This is a genomic window from Conexibacter stalactiti (genome assembly GCF_033542075.1).
In the GTDB taxonomy this organism is placed as follows: Bacteria; Actinomycetota; Thermoleophilia; order Solirubrobacterales; family Solirubrobacteraceae; genus Conexibacter; species Conexibacter stalactiti.
Map to the genome: position 1 here is coordinate 1 of NZ_JAWSTH010000126.1, position 16,885 is coordinate 16,885.

Sequence of the window (16,885 nt, forward strand, 5' to 3'; positions counted from 1 at the left end):
CGCCCGCGCCCGCCCCGGCGCCGCGCCCCGCGCGCGGCGCGCGCGCCGACCTGCCGCTCGGCGCCCGCTTCGTCGGCTGGGTCCGCGCGCTGCCCGACCATCGTCTGCTCGACCGCCTGATCGGCGGCCGCATGTGGATCGTGCTGATCTGCACGCTGCTCGTCGGCCTCGTCACGCTGCAGCTCTCGCTGCTGAAGCTGAACGCCGGGATCGGCTCCGCCGTCGAGCAGAGCGCCAAGCTGGAGGAGCAGAACCGCGCGTTCCAGGGCGACATCTCGCGCCTGACAGACTCCGAGCGGATCGTCGCGGCCGCGACGCAGATGGGGCTCGTGATGCCGCCGCAGGGCTCGCCGAGGTTCGTCCGCTCCACGCCGGGCGACACCGGCAACGCGACGCGCACGATGAGAGCGCCTGACGCCGCGACCGCCGCCGCCTCGGCCGCGATCTCGACCGACGGCGACCCGACCGCCGAGGACCTCGCCGCCGCCGAGGCCGCGACCGACCCCGCGCTCGCGGGCACTGACGCGACGGCCACCGGCACCGACGGCACGGACGCCGCCACGACCGACGCGAGCACGACCGCCGACGGCACGACGACCACCAACGGTACGACGGCCGGCGCGGCCACGGGCACGACCGGCACGACCGGCACCGACACGACGACCGCCACGGACACCACCGACGCGGCCGCGACGACCGGCGCCGGCACGACCGACCCGGCCGCCACCGGCACGACCGACACCGGCACCGCCGACGCCGGCACGACCGACACCGCCGGCACGACCGACACCGCCGACGCGACCGCCGGCGGCGCGAGCGCGCCCACGGGCTGAGGCCGAGCCCGTGCCGACCCTGACCGACCGCCGGATCGGCCTGCTCTTCCTGATCTTCGTGCTCGCGCTCGGCGCGGCCTTCGTGCGCGCCGGCTGGCTCGGCGCCGTCAGAGCGCCGGCGCTCAAGCGGGCCGCCGCCACGCAGCAGGTGCAGACGGTCACGATGCCCGCACCGCGCGGCACGATCACCGACCGGCGCGGGAACGTGCTCGCGATCTCCGAGGTCGCGAGCGACATCTCCGCGACGCCGTACATCGTCAGAGACAAGCTCAGAGCGGCGCAGCAGCTGGCGCCGCTGCTCGGTCAGACCGAGGACGAGACGCTCAGAAAGCTCAACACCGACGGCGGCTTCGTCTACCTCGGCCGCCGCGTGCCCGCGCAGCAGGCGAACAAGATCCGCAGACTCGACATCGACGGGATCGCCTTCACGCCCAGCTCGCTGCGCAGATACCCGCGCGGCTGGCTCGCGTCGCAGCTGCTCGGCTCCTCCAGCGAGGAGCCCGGCGGCGGCACCGGCCTCGAGTACGGCAAGGACGACGTCCTGCGCGGCCAGGACGGCGTCCGCAGGATCGTCAACGACGCGCTCGGCGAGCCGATCTCGATCAAGGACCAGACGCCGATCGTCGCCGGCAGAGACGTCGAGCTGACGCTCGACGCCGGCCTGCAGGAGAAGGTCGAGAGCGTGCTGGAGGGCGTCGGCAAGCTCTACCGCCCCAGAGGCGCGACCGCGATCGTGATGAACCCGCAGACGAGCGAGGTGCTGGCGCTCGCCAACTGGCCGCGCGTCGACGCCAACGACCCTGGCGGCGCGCCCGCCTACGCGCAGCAGAACCGCGCCGTCGGCTTCACCTTCGAGCCGGGCTCGACCTTCAAGGCGTTCACCGTCGCCGGCGCGCTCGAAGACGGCACCGCGACACCTGACAAGACCTACTACCTGCCGGTCGAGCTGCACGTCGCCGACCGCATCCTGCACGACTCGCACGCGCGCGGCGAGGAGACGGCGACGGTCTCGAAGATCCTCGCCGAGTCGAGCAACATCGGCGCGGTCAGAATCGCGCTCGACATGGGCGCGACGCGCTTCAGCCAGTGGGTCGACATCTTCGGCTTCGGCAGAAGAACCGGCGTCGAGCTGCCGGGCGAGGAGATCGGCATCGTGCCGACCTACGACGACTACTCCGGCTCCTCGATCGCCAACCTGCCGATCGGCCAGGGCCAGGCGGTCACGCCGTTGCAGATGATGCAGGCGTACTCGGCGGTCGCCAACGGCGGCGTCCTGCGCACGCCGCGGATGATCGAGAGTGTCGGCGGCGTCAGAGTCCCGCTCAAGAGAGGCAGACGGATCATCTCCGAGCAGACCTCCTCCGAGGTGCGCGAGATGCTGAGAGGCGTGCTGGCGGCCGGCGGCACCGCGTCGGAGGCGGCGATCCCCGGCTACGACCTCGCCGGCAAGACCGGCACCGCCAACAAGGTCGACCCGGAGACCGGCGAGTACTCCAGAGAGCGCTACATCGCCTCGTTCATGGGCTTCGCGCCGGTCTCGGACCCGAGGCTGCTGATATCGGTCGTCGTCGACGAGCCGCAGGGCTCGATCTACGGCGGCGACGTGGCGGCGCCCGCCTTCCAGAAGATCGCGGCATGGGCGCTGCCGTACTTCGGCGTGCAGCCGAATTGACGGGCGCGGCGGCAGCCGCGCGGGGAAGGGTCGGGCGGCCCGAGTACACTCGTCGCCCGATGAAGCTGCTGGACGTGATCGGCAGCGCAGACGCGTCTCCGCTGGCCGGCTCTGCCGGCGGCGTCGAGATCGCCGCGCTCGCCTACGACAACCGGAAGGTCCAGCCGGGAACGCTCTTCTTCTGCGTGCCCGGCTTCACCCGTGATGGGCACGACTTCGCGCCCGACGCGATCGAACGTGGCGCCTCCGCGCTCGTCGTCGAGCGGCCACTCGGCCTCGGCGTGCCGGAGGTCGTCGTCCCGTCGGTGCGCGGCGCGATGGCGCCGGCCGCCGCCGCCTTCTACGGTCGCCCGAGCGAGACGCTGCAGGTCGTCGGCGTGACCGGGACCAACGGCAAGACGACGACCGCCTACCTCGTCCGCGGCCTGCTGGAGGCCGCCGGCCGGCAGACCGGCCTGCTCGGCACCGTCGCCGCGATCGTCGGCGGCAGCGAGCGCGAGGTGCAGCGCACGACCGCCGAGGCGATCGAGCTGCAGCGCGACTTCCGCGCGATGCTCGACGGCGGCGACGTCGCGGCCGCGATCGAGGTCTCCTCGCATGCGCTGGAGCTGCACCGCGCCGACGCGACCCGCTTCGCCGCCGCGATCTTCACGAACCTGACGCAGGACCACCTCGACTTCCATCCGACGATGGAGGAGTACTACCTCGCCAAGCGCCGCCTGTTCGAGCCGGCGCTGCTCGACGGCGTCGCGGTCGTCAACGTCGACGACGCCTACGGCCGCCGTCTCGCCGACGAGCTGCGCGCCGAGGGCGCGGGCCTGCTGACGATCGCGATCGACGGCGACGCCGACTACCGCGCGACCGACCTCACGACCAGCCTGACCGGCTCGACCTTCACGGCGCTGACGCCGGAGGGGCCGCTGGCGCTCAGAACCCCGCTGCCGGGCCGCTTCAACGTCCAGAACGTGCTCGGCGCCGTCGCGGCGGTGCGCGCGCTCGGCGTCCCGCTGGCCGAGATCGCCGCCGCGCTGCCGCAGGCCGGCCGCGTGCCCGGCCGCTTCGAGCCGGTCGACGAGGGCCAGCCGTTCGCCGTCCTCGTCGACTACGCGCACACGCCGGACTCGCTCGACAACGTGCTGCGGGCCGCGCGCGGCCTGACCGCGCGGCGCGTGCTGAGCGTCTTCGGCTGCGGCGGCGACCGCGACCGTACGAAGCGGCCGCTGATGGGGGAGATCGCCGCGCGCCTCTCCGATGAGACCTTCGCCACCTCCGACAACCCGCGCTCCGAGGATCCCGCCGCGATCCTGCGCGACGTCGCCGAGGGCACCGGCAGCGGCCCGCACGTCCACGTCGAGGTCGACCGCCGCAGAGCGATCCATGACGCGATCGCGGCCGCGCAGGCCGGCGACGTCGTCGTGATCGCGGGCAAGGGGCACGAACAGGGGCAGGAGTTTGAGGCAGGTCGCAAACTCCCGTTCGACGACGTCACGGTCGCGCGCGAGGCGCTGCGGGCCGTGCGGAACGGGGCGGGCTGACCATGGGACGGATCCTGATCGCGGGCACGGCCTCGCTGCTGCTCTGCATCTTCCTCAGCCCGAAGTTCATCGCCTTCATCCGCGAGCGCGAGTTCGGCCAGCAGATCCGCGCGGAAGGTCCTGAGGGCCATCACGCGAAGGCCGGCACGCCGACGATGGGCGGGATCATCATCTTCACCGCGGTCTCGATCCCGTTCCTGATCCTGACCGACTACGACTGGCTCGCCGTCGGCGTCTTCGGGACCGCGATCGCCTGCGCGCTGATCGGCTTCGTCGACGACTACACGAAGGTCGTCCACCGCCGCTCGCTCGGCGTCAGAGGGCGCACGAAGCTCGCCGCCACGGTGCTGATCTCGATCGGGCTGTGGCTGGCGGCGACGAGAGGCGCCGGCCTGCAGCCGACGCTGCGGCTGCGCGTCGTCGACGCCCAGATCGACCTCGGCTTCCTCTATCCCGTCTTCATCTACCTCGTCGTCGCCGGCACGACCAGCGGCGTCAACCTGACCGACGGGCTCGACGGCCTCGCGGCCGGCTGCGCGGCGATCGTGCTGCTCGCCTTCATCGGGATCACCTTCATCACGACCGGGCAGCAGGAGCTGTCGCTGCTGGCCGCCTGCCTCGTCGGCGCCTGCGTCGGCTTCCTCTGGTTCAACTCCTTTCCCGCCAACATCTTCATGGGCGACACCGGCTCGCTCGGGCTCGGCGGCGCGATCGCGGGCCTGGCGGTGATGACGAAGACCGAGATCCTGCTCGTGATCCTCGGCGGGATCTTCGTGATCGAGACGCTGTCGGTCGCGATCCAGGTCTTCGCCTTCCAGACGTTCAGGCGACGGGTCTTCCTGATGGCGCCGATCCACCACCATTTCGAGCTTCGCGGCTGGTCGGAGACGAAGATCATCCTGCGCTTCTGGATCATCGCCGCGGTCTGTGCCGCGATCGGCTTCACGATCTACCAGCAGAGCATCCGTTAGCCGGCTCGAAGGCTTCGCGCCGCCGGCGTCGAAGCTCTCCTGGATGCACCAGGACATGACGACCGAGGGAACCAGGTGGCGCGTGCCGTCCGCGTCCCGCGTGTGAAGCGTCGCGAGCGCGTTCCGACGCAGCCGCGGCCGATCGAGCACCGCGTGCTGATCACGGCGACGCTGTGCCTGATCGCGATCGGCGCCGTGATGGTCTACAGCGCCTCCTCGGCCCGCAACCTGCTGGAAGGCGGGGGCTCCGGCACCGCGTACCTGATCCGCTACGTCGGGCTCGGGCTGATAGCGCTCGCCGGCATGCACGTGATGTCGCGCCACGGCGTCGAGCTGATGAGACGGTTCACGCCGCTGCTGCTGCTCGGCTCCTTCGCGGCGCTCGTGCTGGTGCTGATCCCGGGGATCGGGACCGAGGTCAACGGCGCCCGCTCGTGGCTCGGCCCCGGCCTCTTCTCGCCGCAGCCGTCGGAGTTCATGAAGCTGGCGCTGATCCTCTACTGCGCGCAGTTCCTGGCCGCGAACCCGCGCCGGATCCAGCGCTCGTTCAAGGACATGCTGAGCCCGGTCGGCTACGTCGCCGGCGCCGCCTGCGCGCTCGTAATCATCCAGCCCGACACCGGCACGACGCTGGTGATGGTCGGCATCGTCGCCTCGCTGCTGATCGTCGCCGGCGTGCCGATGAAGTACCTCGGCTACTGCGCCGGGATCGGCCTCATGCTGCTGCTGATCCTGGTGCTGCTGCAGCCGTACCAGCAGGATCGCCTGACCTCGTTCCTCGACCCGTGGGCGTCGAAGTCGGGCGATGGCTTCCAGTCGGTCCAAGGCCAGATCGCGCTCGGCTCCGGCGGCCTCTTCGGCGTCGGCATCGGCCAGTCGGTGCAGAAGGTCTTCTACCTGCCGGAGGCCCACACCGACTTCATCCTCGCCGTGATCGGCGAGGAGCTGGGCCTGGTGGGCGTCACCGTCGTGATCTCGCTGTTCGGCCTGATCGTCTGGTCGGGGCTGCGGATCGCACGGAGCGCGAGCGACCAATATGCAAAGCTGCTGGCGGTCGGTCTCACCGCCCTCATCTCATGTCAGGCGATCCTCAACATCTTCGTCGTGCTCGGCATGGCGCCGCTCACGGGCGTGCCGCTGCCGTTCGTCTCGTACGGGCCGACCAACCTGATCGTGATCCTCGCGGCCGTCGGGCTGCTGCTGAACCTCGCCGACCGCAACCGCGCGTACATGCGGCTGGTCGAACCGGAACGCCAACGTGAGCGCGCCGATCAGGATCGTGATCGCCGCCGGCGGGACGGCGGGCCACGTCGTGCCGGCGCTGGCAGTCGCCGACGCGCTGCGGGCTGACGGCGCCGAGGTCGTCTTCGTCGGCGGGGAGCGGGCCGAGCGCGAGCTGGTGCCGGCCGCCGGCTACGAGCTGCGCACGCTCGCGGTCGAGGGGATCAGCCGCACCAACCCGCTGAAGGCGGCGCGCGCCGTCGGCAAGGCGGCCGCGGGGGGCGTGAAGGCGCGTGGGCTGCTGAAGGAGCTGAAGCCCGACGCCGTGATGGGCGGCGGCGGCTACGTCGCCGGCACCGTCGGCGCCGCGGCCGCGTCGCTGCGGCTGCCGCTCGTGCTGACGGAGGCCGACAGCCACCTCGGCATCTCCAACCGCGCGCTCGCCCGCTTCGCGCGGCGCGTCTGCCTCGCGTTCCCCTTGGAGGGCCGCGACGATGAGCGCTACCTCGTCACCGGCCGCCCGGTGCCGCCGCCGGCGACCGACCGTGCCGCCGCGCGCGCTCGCTTCGGCCTGGGCGAGGAGGAGACGGCCGTCGTCGTCTTCGGCGGCTCGCTCGGCGCGCGCTCGATCAACACCGCCGCGCTGGAGGCGTTCGCCGCGCCTGATCCGCACGGCCGGCCGCTGCGGATCGTCCACGCCGCCGGCGCGCGCGACTTCGATTCGCTCAGATCGCCCGGCGAGCACTACGACCTGCGCAGATACATCGACGGCTTCGGCGAGGCGCTGCTGGCCGCCGACCTCGTCGTCGCGCGCTCGGGCGGATCGATCTTCGAGGTCGCGGCCGCCGGCAGAGCGGCGATCCTGGTCCCGTACCCGCACGCCGCCGCCGACCACCAGAGCGCCAACGCGCGCTGGATGGAGCAGGCCGGCGCCGCGGTCGTCGTGCCCGACAGCGAGCTGACGGCCGAGCGGCTGGCGGCCGAGGTCGGCGCGCTGCTCGGCGACCCCGCGCGGCTGGCGTCGATGGCGGCCGCCTCCGCCGCGCTGGCGCGGCCGGACGCGGCGCAGGCCATTGCGAGCGAGTTGCTGACGGCCGCCGGTCAGGCGCGCTGAGGACGCGGAGCGGCGCTGACCGGCGGCCGCCAGTGGGCCGGCGCCGGCTCCGCCGGGGGAAGCGGAGCCGCTGCACGTACGCCGGCACGGTCAGCTCATTGGATACCCATGTTCGGCTCGCCCTGGGCGTTCAGGCCGTTCGCGGTGCGGACGCACGTGCCGCCTCTCGGCGCGCCGCCGTTGTAGACCTGCCGCAGGCAGTTGCGCATCGCCAGCTGGCCCCAGTAGTTCGCGTGGATGCTCTCCTGCAACTGGTAGGGGCCGACGATCGTCGTGACGGTGCGGATCTGGTTGACCCACTCCGACTGGTCGACCGCCCCGGCGCTTCTCCACGTCGCGACGCCTCTCTCCTCCAGCAGCCCGACCGTGTTCTCGCACAGGCGGCGGCCGTCGAAGGCGGTCTGCAGGTCGAGCAGGACCGTGTTCGGCAGGCCGCTCGCCGGCAGCGCGTTGCGCATCGAGTTGTTCATCGCCGGCACGACGACGTCGTTGGCCCAGTTGACGTCGCGGTTCCAGGCGCCGCAGCCGCCGACCGACTGGCGCGTGAAGCCGGTCTCCGGGTAGCGCGCTCTGTCGCTGCGCGGGATCGGGTTCCAGTAGGTCTGCCCGACGATCGTGTACTGGGACGCGCTGTAGCCGGCGTTGCTCATCGCCTGCGCGACCCGCAGCAGCGCGTCGCGGACGTTGGTCGTCTCGGTCGCCTGGCGCGCGGCGGTGAAGCGCGACGAGATGTCGGAGTCGTCGGAGCAGTAGTTCTTCCACCACGACGGCGACGTCAGCCAGTTCTGCACGCAGCGCGTGACGACGTCGGCGAAGCCGTAGTTGTTGGCGCCGATCATCACGACGACGGCCGTGACGTTGTGGGTCGCGGCGTACTCCTGCAGCGCCAGCGCCTGTCCTCTGCGGCCCTGCGCGTCGCTGTAGAAGTCGATCCCGGGCTTGAAGTCCTCGCCCGACGCGGTCCCGTGCGTGTAGGTGCGCGCGCCGGAGCAGGCGAGGTTGGCGCTCTGCACGCCGCCGCCGATGAACGCCTGCGCGCTTCTGGAGCGGTGGCAGCCTCTGATCGCCTCGCCGCCGGGCGCGTCCCAGTACGCGGTCGAGCCGAGCGCGTCGACCTTCGACGACGACTGGTTGGTGTTGCCGGCCCAGCGGCCGGCCTCGCCCGAGATCGCCGAGTCGCCGAGCGTCACGACGGTCGGCGTGCCGGAGCCGGGGCCGTCAGCGGCCGCCGCCCCCGGTAACCCCGCCGCGACCGCGCCCGCGGCCGCGACTGCACAACTGAGCCCGCGCAGCGCGCGACGGCCTGATCCCCGCATCAGCTCTCCTCCCCTTGGTCTCTCCGGCGAGCACCGGAGCGATGATGGGGGATACCACGAAGGGGGCGGGGCGCAAACGCACGCCGCTGGCGCGCGGGCGCTGCCTAGGCGGGGACCGGCTTGGCGACCGGCTGGCGCGCCTCGCGGAACGTGACGATGCGGCCGCGCTCCTCGTCCCACAGCTTCAGCCGCGGCGCCTTCAGCGCGTCCCAGACCGTCAGGACCGGCACGTCGTGGAAGACCTCGAGGTCGTCGTGCGCCGCCTGCAGCTTGTAGTTCGGCACGCGCGCGGAGAGGTGGTGGACGTGGTGGAGGCCGATGTTGCCGGAGAAGAACTTCAGCGGCTGGGGGAGCTTCAGGTACGAGCTGCCGCGCAGCGCCGCATCGGCGTAGGTCCACTCGCCGGTGGTCTCCCAGTAGGTGTCCTCGAACTGATGCTGGACGAAGAACAGCCAGACGCCGGCGCCGCCGGCCATCAGCACCATCGGGCCCTGGATCAGCAGGAACGCCTGCCAGCCGATCAGCCAGCAGACGGCCGCGATGCTGGCGGCCAGCACGACGTTGGTGATCAGCACGCTGTTGCGGATCCGCGGCCGCATGTTTCTGTTGATCAGCCGCGGATAGACGGTGAACGACCAGATCGGGCCGAAGGTGAAGAGGATCAGCGGGCTGCGGAAGAGGCGGTAGCCGATTCTGACCGGCAGGCTCGCCGCGTTGAACTCCGCGACTGTCATCGTCGGCACGTCGCCTTCGCCGCGGCGATCGAGGTCGCCGGCCGTCGCGTGGTGGACGGCGTGGCTGTGGCGCCAGGAGGCGTAGGGCGTGAAGACGAGCAGGCCGGTGAAGCGGCCGACCCACGTGTTCGCGCGCTTGGAGACGAACAGCGAGCCGTGGCCGCAGTCGTGGAACATGATGAACGTGCGCAGCAGGAAGCCCGAGGCCGGCACGGCCAGCAGCAGCGTCAGCCAGTACGAGACGTCGAGCGACCAGACCATCGCCGGCCACAGCAGCAGATACGGCAGCACCGAGGTCGCCAGATCGAGCCACGTCCGCTTCGGATCGGGCGTCGAATAGGGCTGAAGCTGGGCACGCCAGGGGTTGTGTTGCACGGCCGCTCTCGGCCGTTCCTCCGTCTGCATCGTGATCGACCGCCTCGTCGTGGTGAACGGGGCGCCGATCTTCTAGCGGCGGCGCCGGTCCTGGAATGATGACTGCAAGCGAACCGTGGTGTGGTTAACCCCCGATAACGACCGGGTGGGCGCTGCCTGAGAACTGGTACGGGCCGCAATGACGGGCGGTTCTCCCGCTGGGAGATTGTCCGGCATGATCTTCCCTGCGATGTCCGCCCCCGAACGTGACGACGAGACACGCGCGCCCGACGAGTACGAGGTGACGCTCGCGCTGCACGGCGCGATCGTCGGCCTCGCCGGCGGGATCGTCACGATCGTGTGGGCGCTGACCGGCGCCGGCTACTTCTGGCCGATGTGGGTCTGGCTCGGCCTCTTCGTCACGCTCGGCGTGCACATGCTCGGCCGGCATCTGATCGAGGCGCTGGAGGGCCGCATGCGGCCGCTCGACGTGCATGCGGAGGTGACGGCCTTCGTCGTCGGCCTCCAGGTCGTGCTGTGGGCGATGGCCGGCGGCGGCTACTTCTGGCCGATCTGGCCGCTCGTCGGCTTCGGCACGCTGCTCGGCGTCCACGCGCTCGTCGTCAACAAGGGGCTGCTGCCGACGTTGCGCGAGCGCCAGCTGACCGAGCGCGTCGACCAGCTGACGCGCACCCGCCGCGGCGCGCTCGACGTGCAGGCGGCCGAGCTGCGGCGGATCGAGCGCGACCTGCACGACGGCGCGCAGGCGCGCCTGGTCGCGCTGTCGATGCAGCTGGGACGGGCTGAGGAGCGGCTGGAGGACCAGCCGGAGGTCGCCGAGCTGGTGCGGGCGGCGCGCGGCGAGGCCGGCGCGGCGATCAAGGAGCTGCGCGACCTCGCGCGCGGGATCGCCCCGCCGGTGCTGGCCGACCGCGGCCTCGTCGCGGCGGTCGAGTCGCTCGGCCAGCGCTCGGCCGTGCCGGTCGCCGTCGACGCGAGGTTGGACAGACGGCTGCCGCCGGTCGTCGAGACCGCCGCCTACTTCGTCGTCGCCGAGGCGCTGACGAACGTCGCCAAGCACGCGCCGTCGGCCTCCGCGCGCGTGACGCTGGCTGAGCGCGACGGCACGCTCGTCGTCGAGGTCGTCGACGACGGCTCGGGCGGTGCGGTGGTCGGCGACGCGGTGCGCGCCGGCGGCGGATCGACCGGCCTGCTGGGACTGCGCAACCGCGTCGAGGCGATCGACGGCTCGCTGCGCGTGACGAGCCCCGATGGCGTCGGAACCGCGATTCGTGCGGAGCTGCCATGCGCGTAGTCGCCGCCACCATCACTGGCCGGGAGGGCGCCACATGCGCGTCGTGATCGCCGAGGACAACCTCCTCCTGCGCGAGGGCTTGGTCGCGCTGCTGAGAGAGCGCGGGATCGACGTCGTCGCCCAAGCCGACGACGGCGAGGGCCTGCTGCGGATCGCCGCCGGCCACAGACCGGACCTCGCGATCGTCGACGTGCGGCTGCCGCCGACCTTCACCGACGAGGGCGTGCGCGCGGCGATCGAGGCCCGCGCGCGAGATCCGAGACTGGCGATCCTGATCCTGTCGCAGTACGTCGAGCCGGTCTACACGAGCGAGCTGCTCGCCTCCGGCGACGGCGGCATCGGCTACCTGCTGAAGGAGCGCGTCGGCGAGGTGCGGACCTTCGTCGAGGCGCTGGAGCGGGTCGCCGGCGGCGGCACCGCGCTCGACCGCGAGGTCGTCGCCGAGCTGGTGAGGGCGCGCGGCGCCGGTTCGTCGAGCGGCGCGCTGGAGGGCCTGACCCCGCGCGAGCGCGAGGCGCTGGCGCTGATGGCCGAGGGCAAGACGAACGCCGGCATCGCCCGCGCGATGGTCGTCACCCCGGGCGCGGTCGAGAAGCACGTCTCCAACATCTTCGCCAAGCTCGACCTGCCGACGACCGACGACGACCACCGCCGCGTGCTCGCGGTGCTGGCGTACCTGGGCGCGGGCGAGCGCTGACAACACACACGCTGTAGACCTTTGCGAGGCCGCTTCGTACGGTTGCTCGCATGACGATTCAGACGACGCACCCCAACCCGGAGATCGTCCTCCTTCCAGAGTTGCTGGAGGCATACCGTCACCGTGCCGAGCGGTGCGGCGACGTCTGCGAGACCGAGCAGGAGATCCTCGCGGCGCTCCACTGTCGCTACCACGTCAAGGCGGAGATGGTGCGCTGGGCTGGAGGACCGCCGCGATCGGCGGAGGACCTGATCGACCAGCGCGGGCTCGCCCGGATGATCGACACCGGTGCAGGGACCTGGCTCGACGGCCTCGATCTCGAACTCGGAACCCGGGACGAAATGCCATGAAGAACTCGACATCGAGGTTCCCGTCAGCGTTCGTGATCGCAGACACGTCGGCCCGGCTGCGGATTGACAGAAGCACCACCGCGACGGCACGGTGGCGGCTCGCTACCGAGACGAGCGCCGCGGACGCGCTGATCGCCGCGGCGGCGCAGGAGGTCGGCGCCGACGTGCTGCACTACGACCGTCACTTCGATCGGCTGGCCGAGGTGCTGAACTTCCAGAGCCTTTGGCTGGCGCCGGCGGGGTCGTTGTCGTGACGCCGTGACCGCTAGGGTCTCCGGCCGTGACGGACGCGAGACCCTGGGCCGGACGGCGGCTCCACTTCATCGGGATCGGCGGCGCGGGGATGAGCGGCCTTGCGCTCGTCGGTGCGGCGCTGGGGGCGACGGTCAGCGGCTCCGACCGCGCCGACTCGCCGACCGTCGCGCGGCTGCGCGACGGCGGGGCGACGGTCGCGGTGGGGCACGACGCCGCCAACGTGCCGGCGGGGGAGGACGTCGAGATCGTCTTCTCGACCGCGGTGCCGGCGGACAACCCGGAGCGCGCGGTCGGGCGGGAGCGCGGACTGGCCGAGCTGCATCGCGCTGACCTGCTCGGCGAGATCACGGCCCTGCCGGGCCGGCGCTGCATCGCGGTCTCCGGCACCCACGGCAAGACGACGACGTCGAGCATGATCGTCCACGCCTTGATCGGCTGCGGGCTCGACCCCGGCTACCTCGTCGGCGGCGAGGTGCGCTCGACCGGCTCGAATGCCGGCTGGGGCGCCGGCGAGCTGGTCGTCGTCGAGGCCGACGAGTCCGACCGCTCGCTGCTCAAGCTGCATCCCGACATCGCGGTGCTGACCAACGCCGAGCTCGACCACCACAGCGAGTACGGCTCGCGGCTGGAGGTCGACGAGACCTTCCGCGCCTTCCTCGCGAGAGCGTCCGAGGGCGTCGTCGTGTGGGAGCGGCCGGAGCTGGTCGCGCTCACGCCCGGCATGGGCGCAGCGGGCGGCGTGGGCGCGGGCGAGGCAGGCGCGGATGGCGTCGCCGTCGTCCCCTACGACGTGCCGGACCCGATCCTCGACCCCTCCGGGGTCCAGTTCGGCTGGCGCGGACATGACGTGCGGCTCTCGGTTCCCGGCGCGCACAACGCGCTCAACGCCGCCGCGGCGCTCGAGGCATGCCGCCTCGCCGGCGCCGATCCAGCTCGCGCGGCCGCCGCGCTCGCCGACTTCCGCGGCGCCGGGCGCCGCTTCGAACTGCTCGGCACCTCCGCGGCCGGCGCGAGAATCTACACCGACTACGCCCACCATCCGACCGAGGTCGCCGCCGCGCTCGCGGCGGCGCGCACGCTCGCGCCCGGGCGCGTCGTCGTCGTCTTCCAGCCGCACCTCTACTCGCGCACCCGCGCGCTCGCCCGCGAGTTCGGCGCCGCGCTCGCCGCCGCCGACCTCGTCGTGCTGCTCGACGTCTATCCCGCGCGCGAGCGGGCCGCCGACTTTCCCGGCGTCAGCGGCCGCCTGATTGCCCAGGCGGCGGTCGACGCGCGCCGCGACGGCCCCGTCGCAGGCGTCGCCTGGCTGCCCGGCTTCGCCGAAGCCGCGCGCTACCTGGGCGCCCAGCTGCGCCCCGGCGACCTCTGCCTGGCGATGGGCGCCGGCGACGTCGACCAGTTCGGCCGCGGCCTCGTCGCGTAAATCAAGGGAGGCGTCGACCGCTCGGGGTCGAACCTCCCCGTGGCATGCCGCAACAGAACTCGACCATTCGACCGCCGCTCGGAGTCGGCCGCGCGCTGCGTCGCGTCGGCAGCTCGGCCGCCCGCGTCACGCGCGTGCGGCCACGCCGCCCGCGGCTGCGGACCGTGCTGCTGCTCGGTCTGCTCATAGCGCTGGTGAGCGCGGGCTGGTTCTGGCTGCGCGACTCGTCGCTGGTCGGCGTCCGCGACGTGACCGTCACCGGTCTGACCGGCAGCCAGTCGGCCGAGATCGAGCAGGCGCTCACCCGCGCCGGCACGAGCATGACCACTCTTCACCTGCGCAGCGAAGCGCTCGACAGCGCCGTCGCGCCGTTCTCGATCGTCAAGCGGATCGAGGTCAGCACCGACTTTCCGCACGGGCTCAGGGTCCACGTCGTCTCCAACGTCGCCGTCGGCGCGATCGAGCTCGACGACAGACGCACGCCGGTCACCGCCGACGGCACGTTGCTGCACGACGTCGCCGCCTCCGACGCGCTCCCGCTCGTCCCGCTGCACGGCACGCCAGCCGGCTCGCGCCTGAAGGAGGGGGAGGCGCTCGGCGCCTTCGCCGCGCTCGGCGCCGCCCCGGCCGCGATGCGCGCGCGCGTCGAGCAGGTCGCGACGACGAGAGCGCACGGACTCGAGCTGAAGCTGCGCGACGGCCCCGCAATCTGGTTCGGCGCACCGGAGCGGCTGGCCGCCAAGTGGGCGGCCGCCGCGGCGGTCCTCGCCGACCCGGAAACGGCCGGCGGCAGCTACGTCGACGTGACCGCGCCGGAGCGTCCGGCGGTCGGCGGACTGCCCGACGGGGCCCCGGCTGTGAGCGAAACGGACGAGCCCGACCTGCCCGAAGGCGTCGTGATCGATCCCGAGACGGGTGCGGCGGTCGATCCCGACGGCGTCACCGGCGAGCCGGACCCGTATGCGACAACTCCCGATTCCACCGTGGAGTCAACCCCCTGACCTAACCGTCAACCTGAGGTCGAGCCTCATGGCAGGGTGTGGAAAACGCTCCACACCTGCTAGAGAGTTCGGCATTCTGCAATGCATCTTGCGCCTTGCAGGCCCCGTTGACACTCAGCCGAAATAGCCCGTAACGTGCGACAATCCAGTCACTGGCGTGGGGCAAACTCTCAACGCTAACTCCAGCCTCGGACGGTAACCCTCATGGAAAGCGGCAGCTATCTCGCAGTCATCAAGGTCGTCGGTGTCGGCGGCGGTGGAACCAACGCGGTCAACCGCATGGTCGACGCCGGCCTGCGCGGCGTCGAGTTCATCGCTGCGAACACGGACGCCCAGGCGCTGCAGATGTGCGACGCCGACATCAAGCTCAACATCGGCCACGAACTGACCAGAGGCCTCGGCGCGGGTGCGAACCCCGACGTGGGACATGGTGCGGCGGCCGAGTCGCGCGACGACATCAAGGAGGCGCTCAAGGGCGCCGACATGGTCTTCGTGACGGCGGGCGAGGGTGGCGGCACGGGCACCGGCGCGGCTCCGGTCATCGCCGAGATCGCGAAGAACGAGATCGGCGCGCTGACGGTCGGCGTCGTCACGCGCCCGTTCAGCTTCGAAGGCGCCAACCGCAACCGCCAGGCCGACGAGGGCATCCAGCGGCTGCGCGAGCAGGTCGACACGCTGATCGTGATCCCGAACGAGAAGCTGCTCGGCGTCGTCGAGCGCCGTACGACGATCATCGAGGCGTTCCGCGAGGCCGACAACGTGCTGCGCCAGGGCGTCCAGGGCATCACGGACCTGATCACGATCCCCGGCCTGATCAACCTCGACTTCGCCGACGTGCGCACGATCATGCACAACGCCGGCACGGCGCTGATGGGGATCGGCACCGGCTCGGGCGAGACGCGCGCGGTCGACGCCGCCAAGGCGGCCGTCTCCTCGCCGCTGCTGGAGGCCTCCGTCGAGGGCGCCACCGGCATCCTGCTCAACATCACCGGCGGTCACGACCTCGGCCTGTTCGAGGTCAACGAGGCGGCAGAGATCGTCTCGGCCGCTGCCGACACGCAGTCGAACATCATCTTCGGCGCCGTGATCGACGACTCGATGGGCGACGACGTCCGCGTGACGGTGATCGCGACCGGCTTCGAGCACGGCGGCTCGGTCCAGCGCGCCACCAACGAGGCGCGCGAGGCGAGCAGAACGACGCGTAGGCGGCGTGACGTGACGATGGACGACCGTCAGCGCTCGTCGCTGGAGATCAGCGACGACGACATCGATATTCCGTCGTTCCTGCGCTGACCCCGCGGGACGGGGCGGGCGGCCCCCGGGACGGCCGCCCACGTTGCTAGATTGCGGCGCTCGATGAGCGCCCCTGAGACGTCCCTCCGCCACACCCCGCTGTTCTCCCGTCATCAGGCCGCCGGCGCCAAGCTGGTGCCGTTCGCGGGCTGGGAGATGCCGGTCCAGTATCCGGCCGGGATCAGAGCCGAGCACCTCGCCGTGCGTGAGGGCGTCGGCGTCTTCGACGTCTCGCACATGGGTGAGGTCGAGACGGCCGGGCCGGGTGCGCTCGCGTTCCTGCAGCGGATCCTCTCCAATGACGTGTCGAAGATCGCGGTCGGCGGCGCGCAGTACAGCGTCCTCTGCAAGGAGGACGGCGGCGTGCTCGACGACCTCTTCACCTACCGCCTCGCCGAGGACCGCTACCTGACGGTGACGAACGCCGCCAACCACGCGAAGGACCTCGCCTGGTTCCAGCGTCACGCTGCCGAGGCGGACGGGGTTGAGGTGATCGACCGCGCGTCGGACTACGCGATGCTGGCGGTGCAGGGGCCGAGAGCGCGCGCGCTGGTCGAGTCGCTGTTGGCGCAGGGCGAGGCGCTGCCGGGCCGTTTCAAGACCGTCGAGGCGACCGTCGCGGGCGTGCCCGCGCTGGTCTGCGGGACCGGCTACACCGGTGAGGACGGTGTCGAGCTGTTGCTGCCGCCGGCGCATGCGCCGACCGTCTGGGATGCGCTGCTCGACGCCGGGGCCGCACCGGTCGGCCTGGCGGCGCGTGACACGCTGCGGCTGGAGGTCTGCTTTCACCTCTATGGCAAC

At 71.9% G+C, this 16,885-nt stretch carries 16 protein-coding genes; 14 read left to right on the top strand and 2 right to left on the bottom strand.

Annotated features, from left to right (window positions below; all coding sequences use genetic code 11):
* From R7226_RS27875 to murG, 6 genes are all read left to right on the top strand, one after another.
* Window positions 1–833, top strand: an 833-nt coding sequence (locus R7226_RS27875; RefSeq protein ID WP_318600696.1) for a hypothetical protein, incomplete at its 5' end; no start/stop codon positions are given.
* A gap of 10 nt (window positions 834–843) precedes the next feature.
* Window positions 844–2,505, top strand: a complete 1,662-nt coding sequence (locus R7226_RS27880) for a peptidoglycan D,D-transpeptidase FtsI family protein (protein ID WP_318600698.1) — start codon at window positions 844–846, stop codon at window positions 2,503–2,505.
* Window positions 2,506–2,564: 59 nt separating this feature from the next.
* The gene (locus tag R7226_RS27885) at window positions 2,565–4,040 is read left to right on the top strand and encodes a UDP-N-acetylmuramoyl-L-alanyl-D-glutamate--2,6-diaminopimelate ligase (RefSeq protein ID WP_318600700.1); all 1,476 of its coding nucleotides are present in this window, start codon (window positions 2,565–2,567) and stop codon (window positions 4,038–4,040) included.
* A gap of 2 nt (window positions 4,041–4,042) precedes the next feature.
* Window positions 4,043–5,011, top strand: a complete 969-nt coding sequence (gene mraY, locus R7226_RS27890) for a phospho-N-acetylmuramoyl-pentapeptide-transferase (protein ID WP_318600701.1) — start codon at window positions 4,043–4,045, stop codon at window positions 5,009–5,011.
* A 75-nt stretch (window positions 5,012–5,086) separates the two neighbouring features.
* The gene (gene ftsW / locus R7226_RS27895) at window positions 5,087–6,361 is read left to right on the top strand and encodes a putative lipid II flippase FtsW (RefSeq protein WP_318600702.1); all 1,275 of its coding nucleotides are present in this window, start codon (window positions 5,087–5,089) and stop codon (window positions 6,359–6,361) included.
* Window positions 6,270–7,346 carry an undecaprenyldiphospho-muramoylpentapeptide beta-N-acetylglucosaminyltransferase gene (gene murG / locus R7226_RS27900; protein ID WP_318600703.1) on the top strand — a complete coding sequence of 359 codons (1,077 nt, stop codon included), beginning with the start codon at window positions 6,270–6,272 and terminating at the stop codon, window positions 7,344–7,346. The genes ftsW and murG overlap by 92 nt, the downstream gene beginning before the upstream one ends.
* A 95-nt stretch (window positions 7,347–7,441) precedes the next feature.
* Here murG and R7226_RS27905 read toward each other — a convergent pair whose 3' ends face one another.
* Both R7226_RS27905 and R7226_RS27910 read right to left on the bottom strand, forming a co-directional pair.
* Window positions 7,442–8,662, bottom strand: a complete 1,221-nt coding sequence (locus R7226_RS27905; RefSeq protein ID WP_318600704.1) for an SGNH/GDSL hydrolase family protein — start codon at window positions 8,660–8,662, stop codon at window positions 7,442–7,444.
* Window positions 8,663–8,766: 104 nt separating this feature from the next.
* Window positions 8,767–9,801, bottom strand: a complete 1,035-nt coding sequence (locus R7226_RS27910; protein ID WP_318600706.1) for a fatty acid desaturase — start codon at window positions 9,799–9,801, stop codon at window positions 8,767–8,769.
* A gap of 199 nt (window positions 9,802–10,000) precedes the next feature.
* On the opposite strand from R7226_RS27910, the gene R7226_RS27915 reads away from it, so the two are divergent.
* From R7226_RS27915 to gcvT, 8 genes are all read left to right on the top strand, one after another.
* Window positions 10,001–11,065 (top strand): sensor histidine kinase, encoded by a 1,065-nt coding sequence (locus R7226_RS27915; protein WP_318600708.1) that lies wholly within the window; start codon window positions 10,001–10,003, stop codon window positions 11,063–11,065.
* 34 nt (window positions 11,066–11,099) lie between these two features.
* Window positions 11,100–11,762, top strand: a complete 663-nt coding sequence (locus tag R7226_RS27920) for a response regulator transcription factor (RefSeq protein WP_318600709.1) — start codon at window positions 11,100–11,102, stop codon at window positions 11,760–11,762.
* Window positions 11,763–11,812: 50 nt separating this feature from the next.
* Window positions 11,813–12,112: a hypothetical protein gene (locus R7226_RS27925; RefSeq protein ID WP_318600710.1), complete on the top strand. Its 300-nt coding sequence runs from the start codon at window positions 11,813–11,815 to the stop codon at window positions 12,110–12,112.
* A 32-nt stretch (window positions 12,113–12,144) separates the two neighbouring features.
* On the top strand, window positions 12,145–12,366 hold the full coding sequence (locus R7226_RS27930; RefSeq protein ID WP_318600711.1) for a PIN domain-containing protein: 222 nt from the start codon (window positions 12,145–12,147) through the stop codon (window positions 12,364–12,366).
* Window positions 12,367–12,392: 26 nt separating this feature from the next.
* Window positions 12,393–13,790, top strand: a complete 1,398-nt coding sequence (gene murC / locus R7226_RS27935) for a UDP-N-acetylmuramate--L-alanine ligase (RefSeq protein WP_318600713.1) — start codon at window positions 12,393–12,395, stop codon at window positions 13,788–13,790.
* Window positions 13,791–13,834: 44 nt separating this feature from the next.
* On the top strand, window positions 13,835–14,791 hold the full coding sequence (locus tag R7226_RS27940) for a cell division protein FtsQ/DivIB (protein WP_318600714.1): 957 nt from the start codon (window positions 13,835–13,837) through the stop codon (window positions 14,789–14,791).
* A 204-nt stretch (window positions 14,792–14,995) separates the two neighbouring features.
* Window positions 14,996–16,084: a cell division protein FtsZ gene (gene ftsZ, locus R7226_RS27945; RefSeq protein WP_318600716.1), complete on the top strand. Its 1,089-nt coding sequence runs from the start codon at window positions 14,996–14,998 to the stop codon at window positions 16,082–16,084.
* Between the two features lie 63 nt (window positions 16,085–16,147).
* Window positions 16,148–16,885: glycine cleavage system aminomethyltransferase GcvT (gene gcvT / locus R7226_RS27950; protein ID WP_318600718.1), on the top strand; the 738-nt coding region annotated here is incomplete at its 3' end.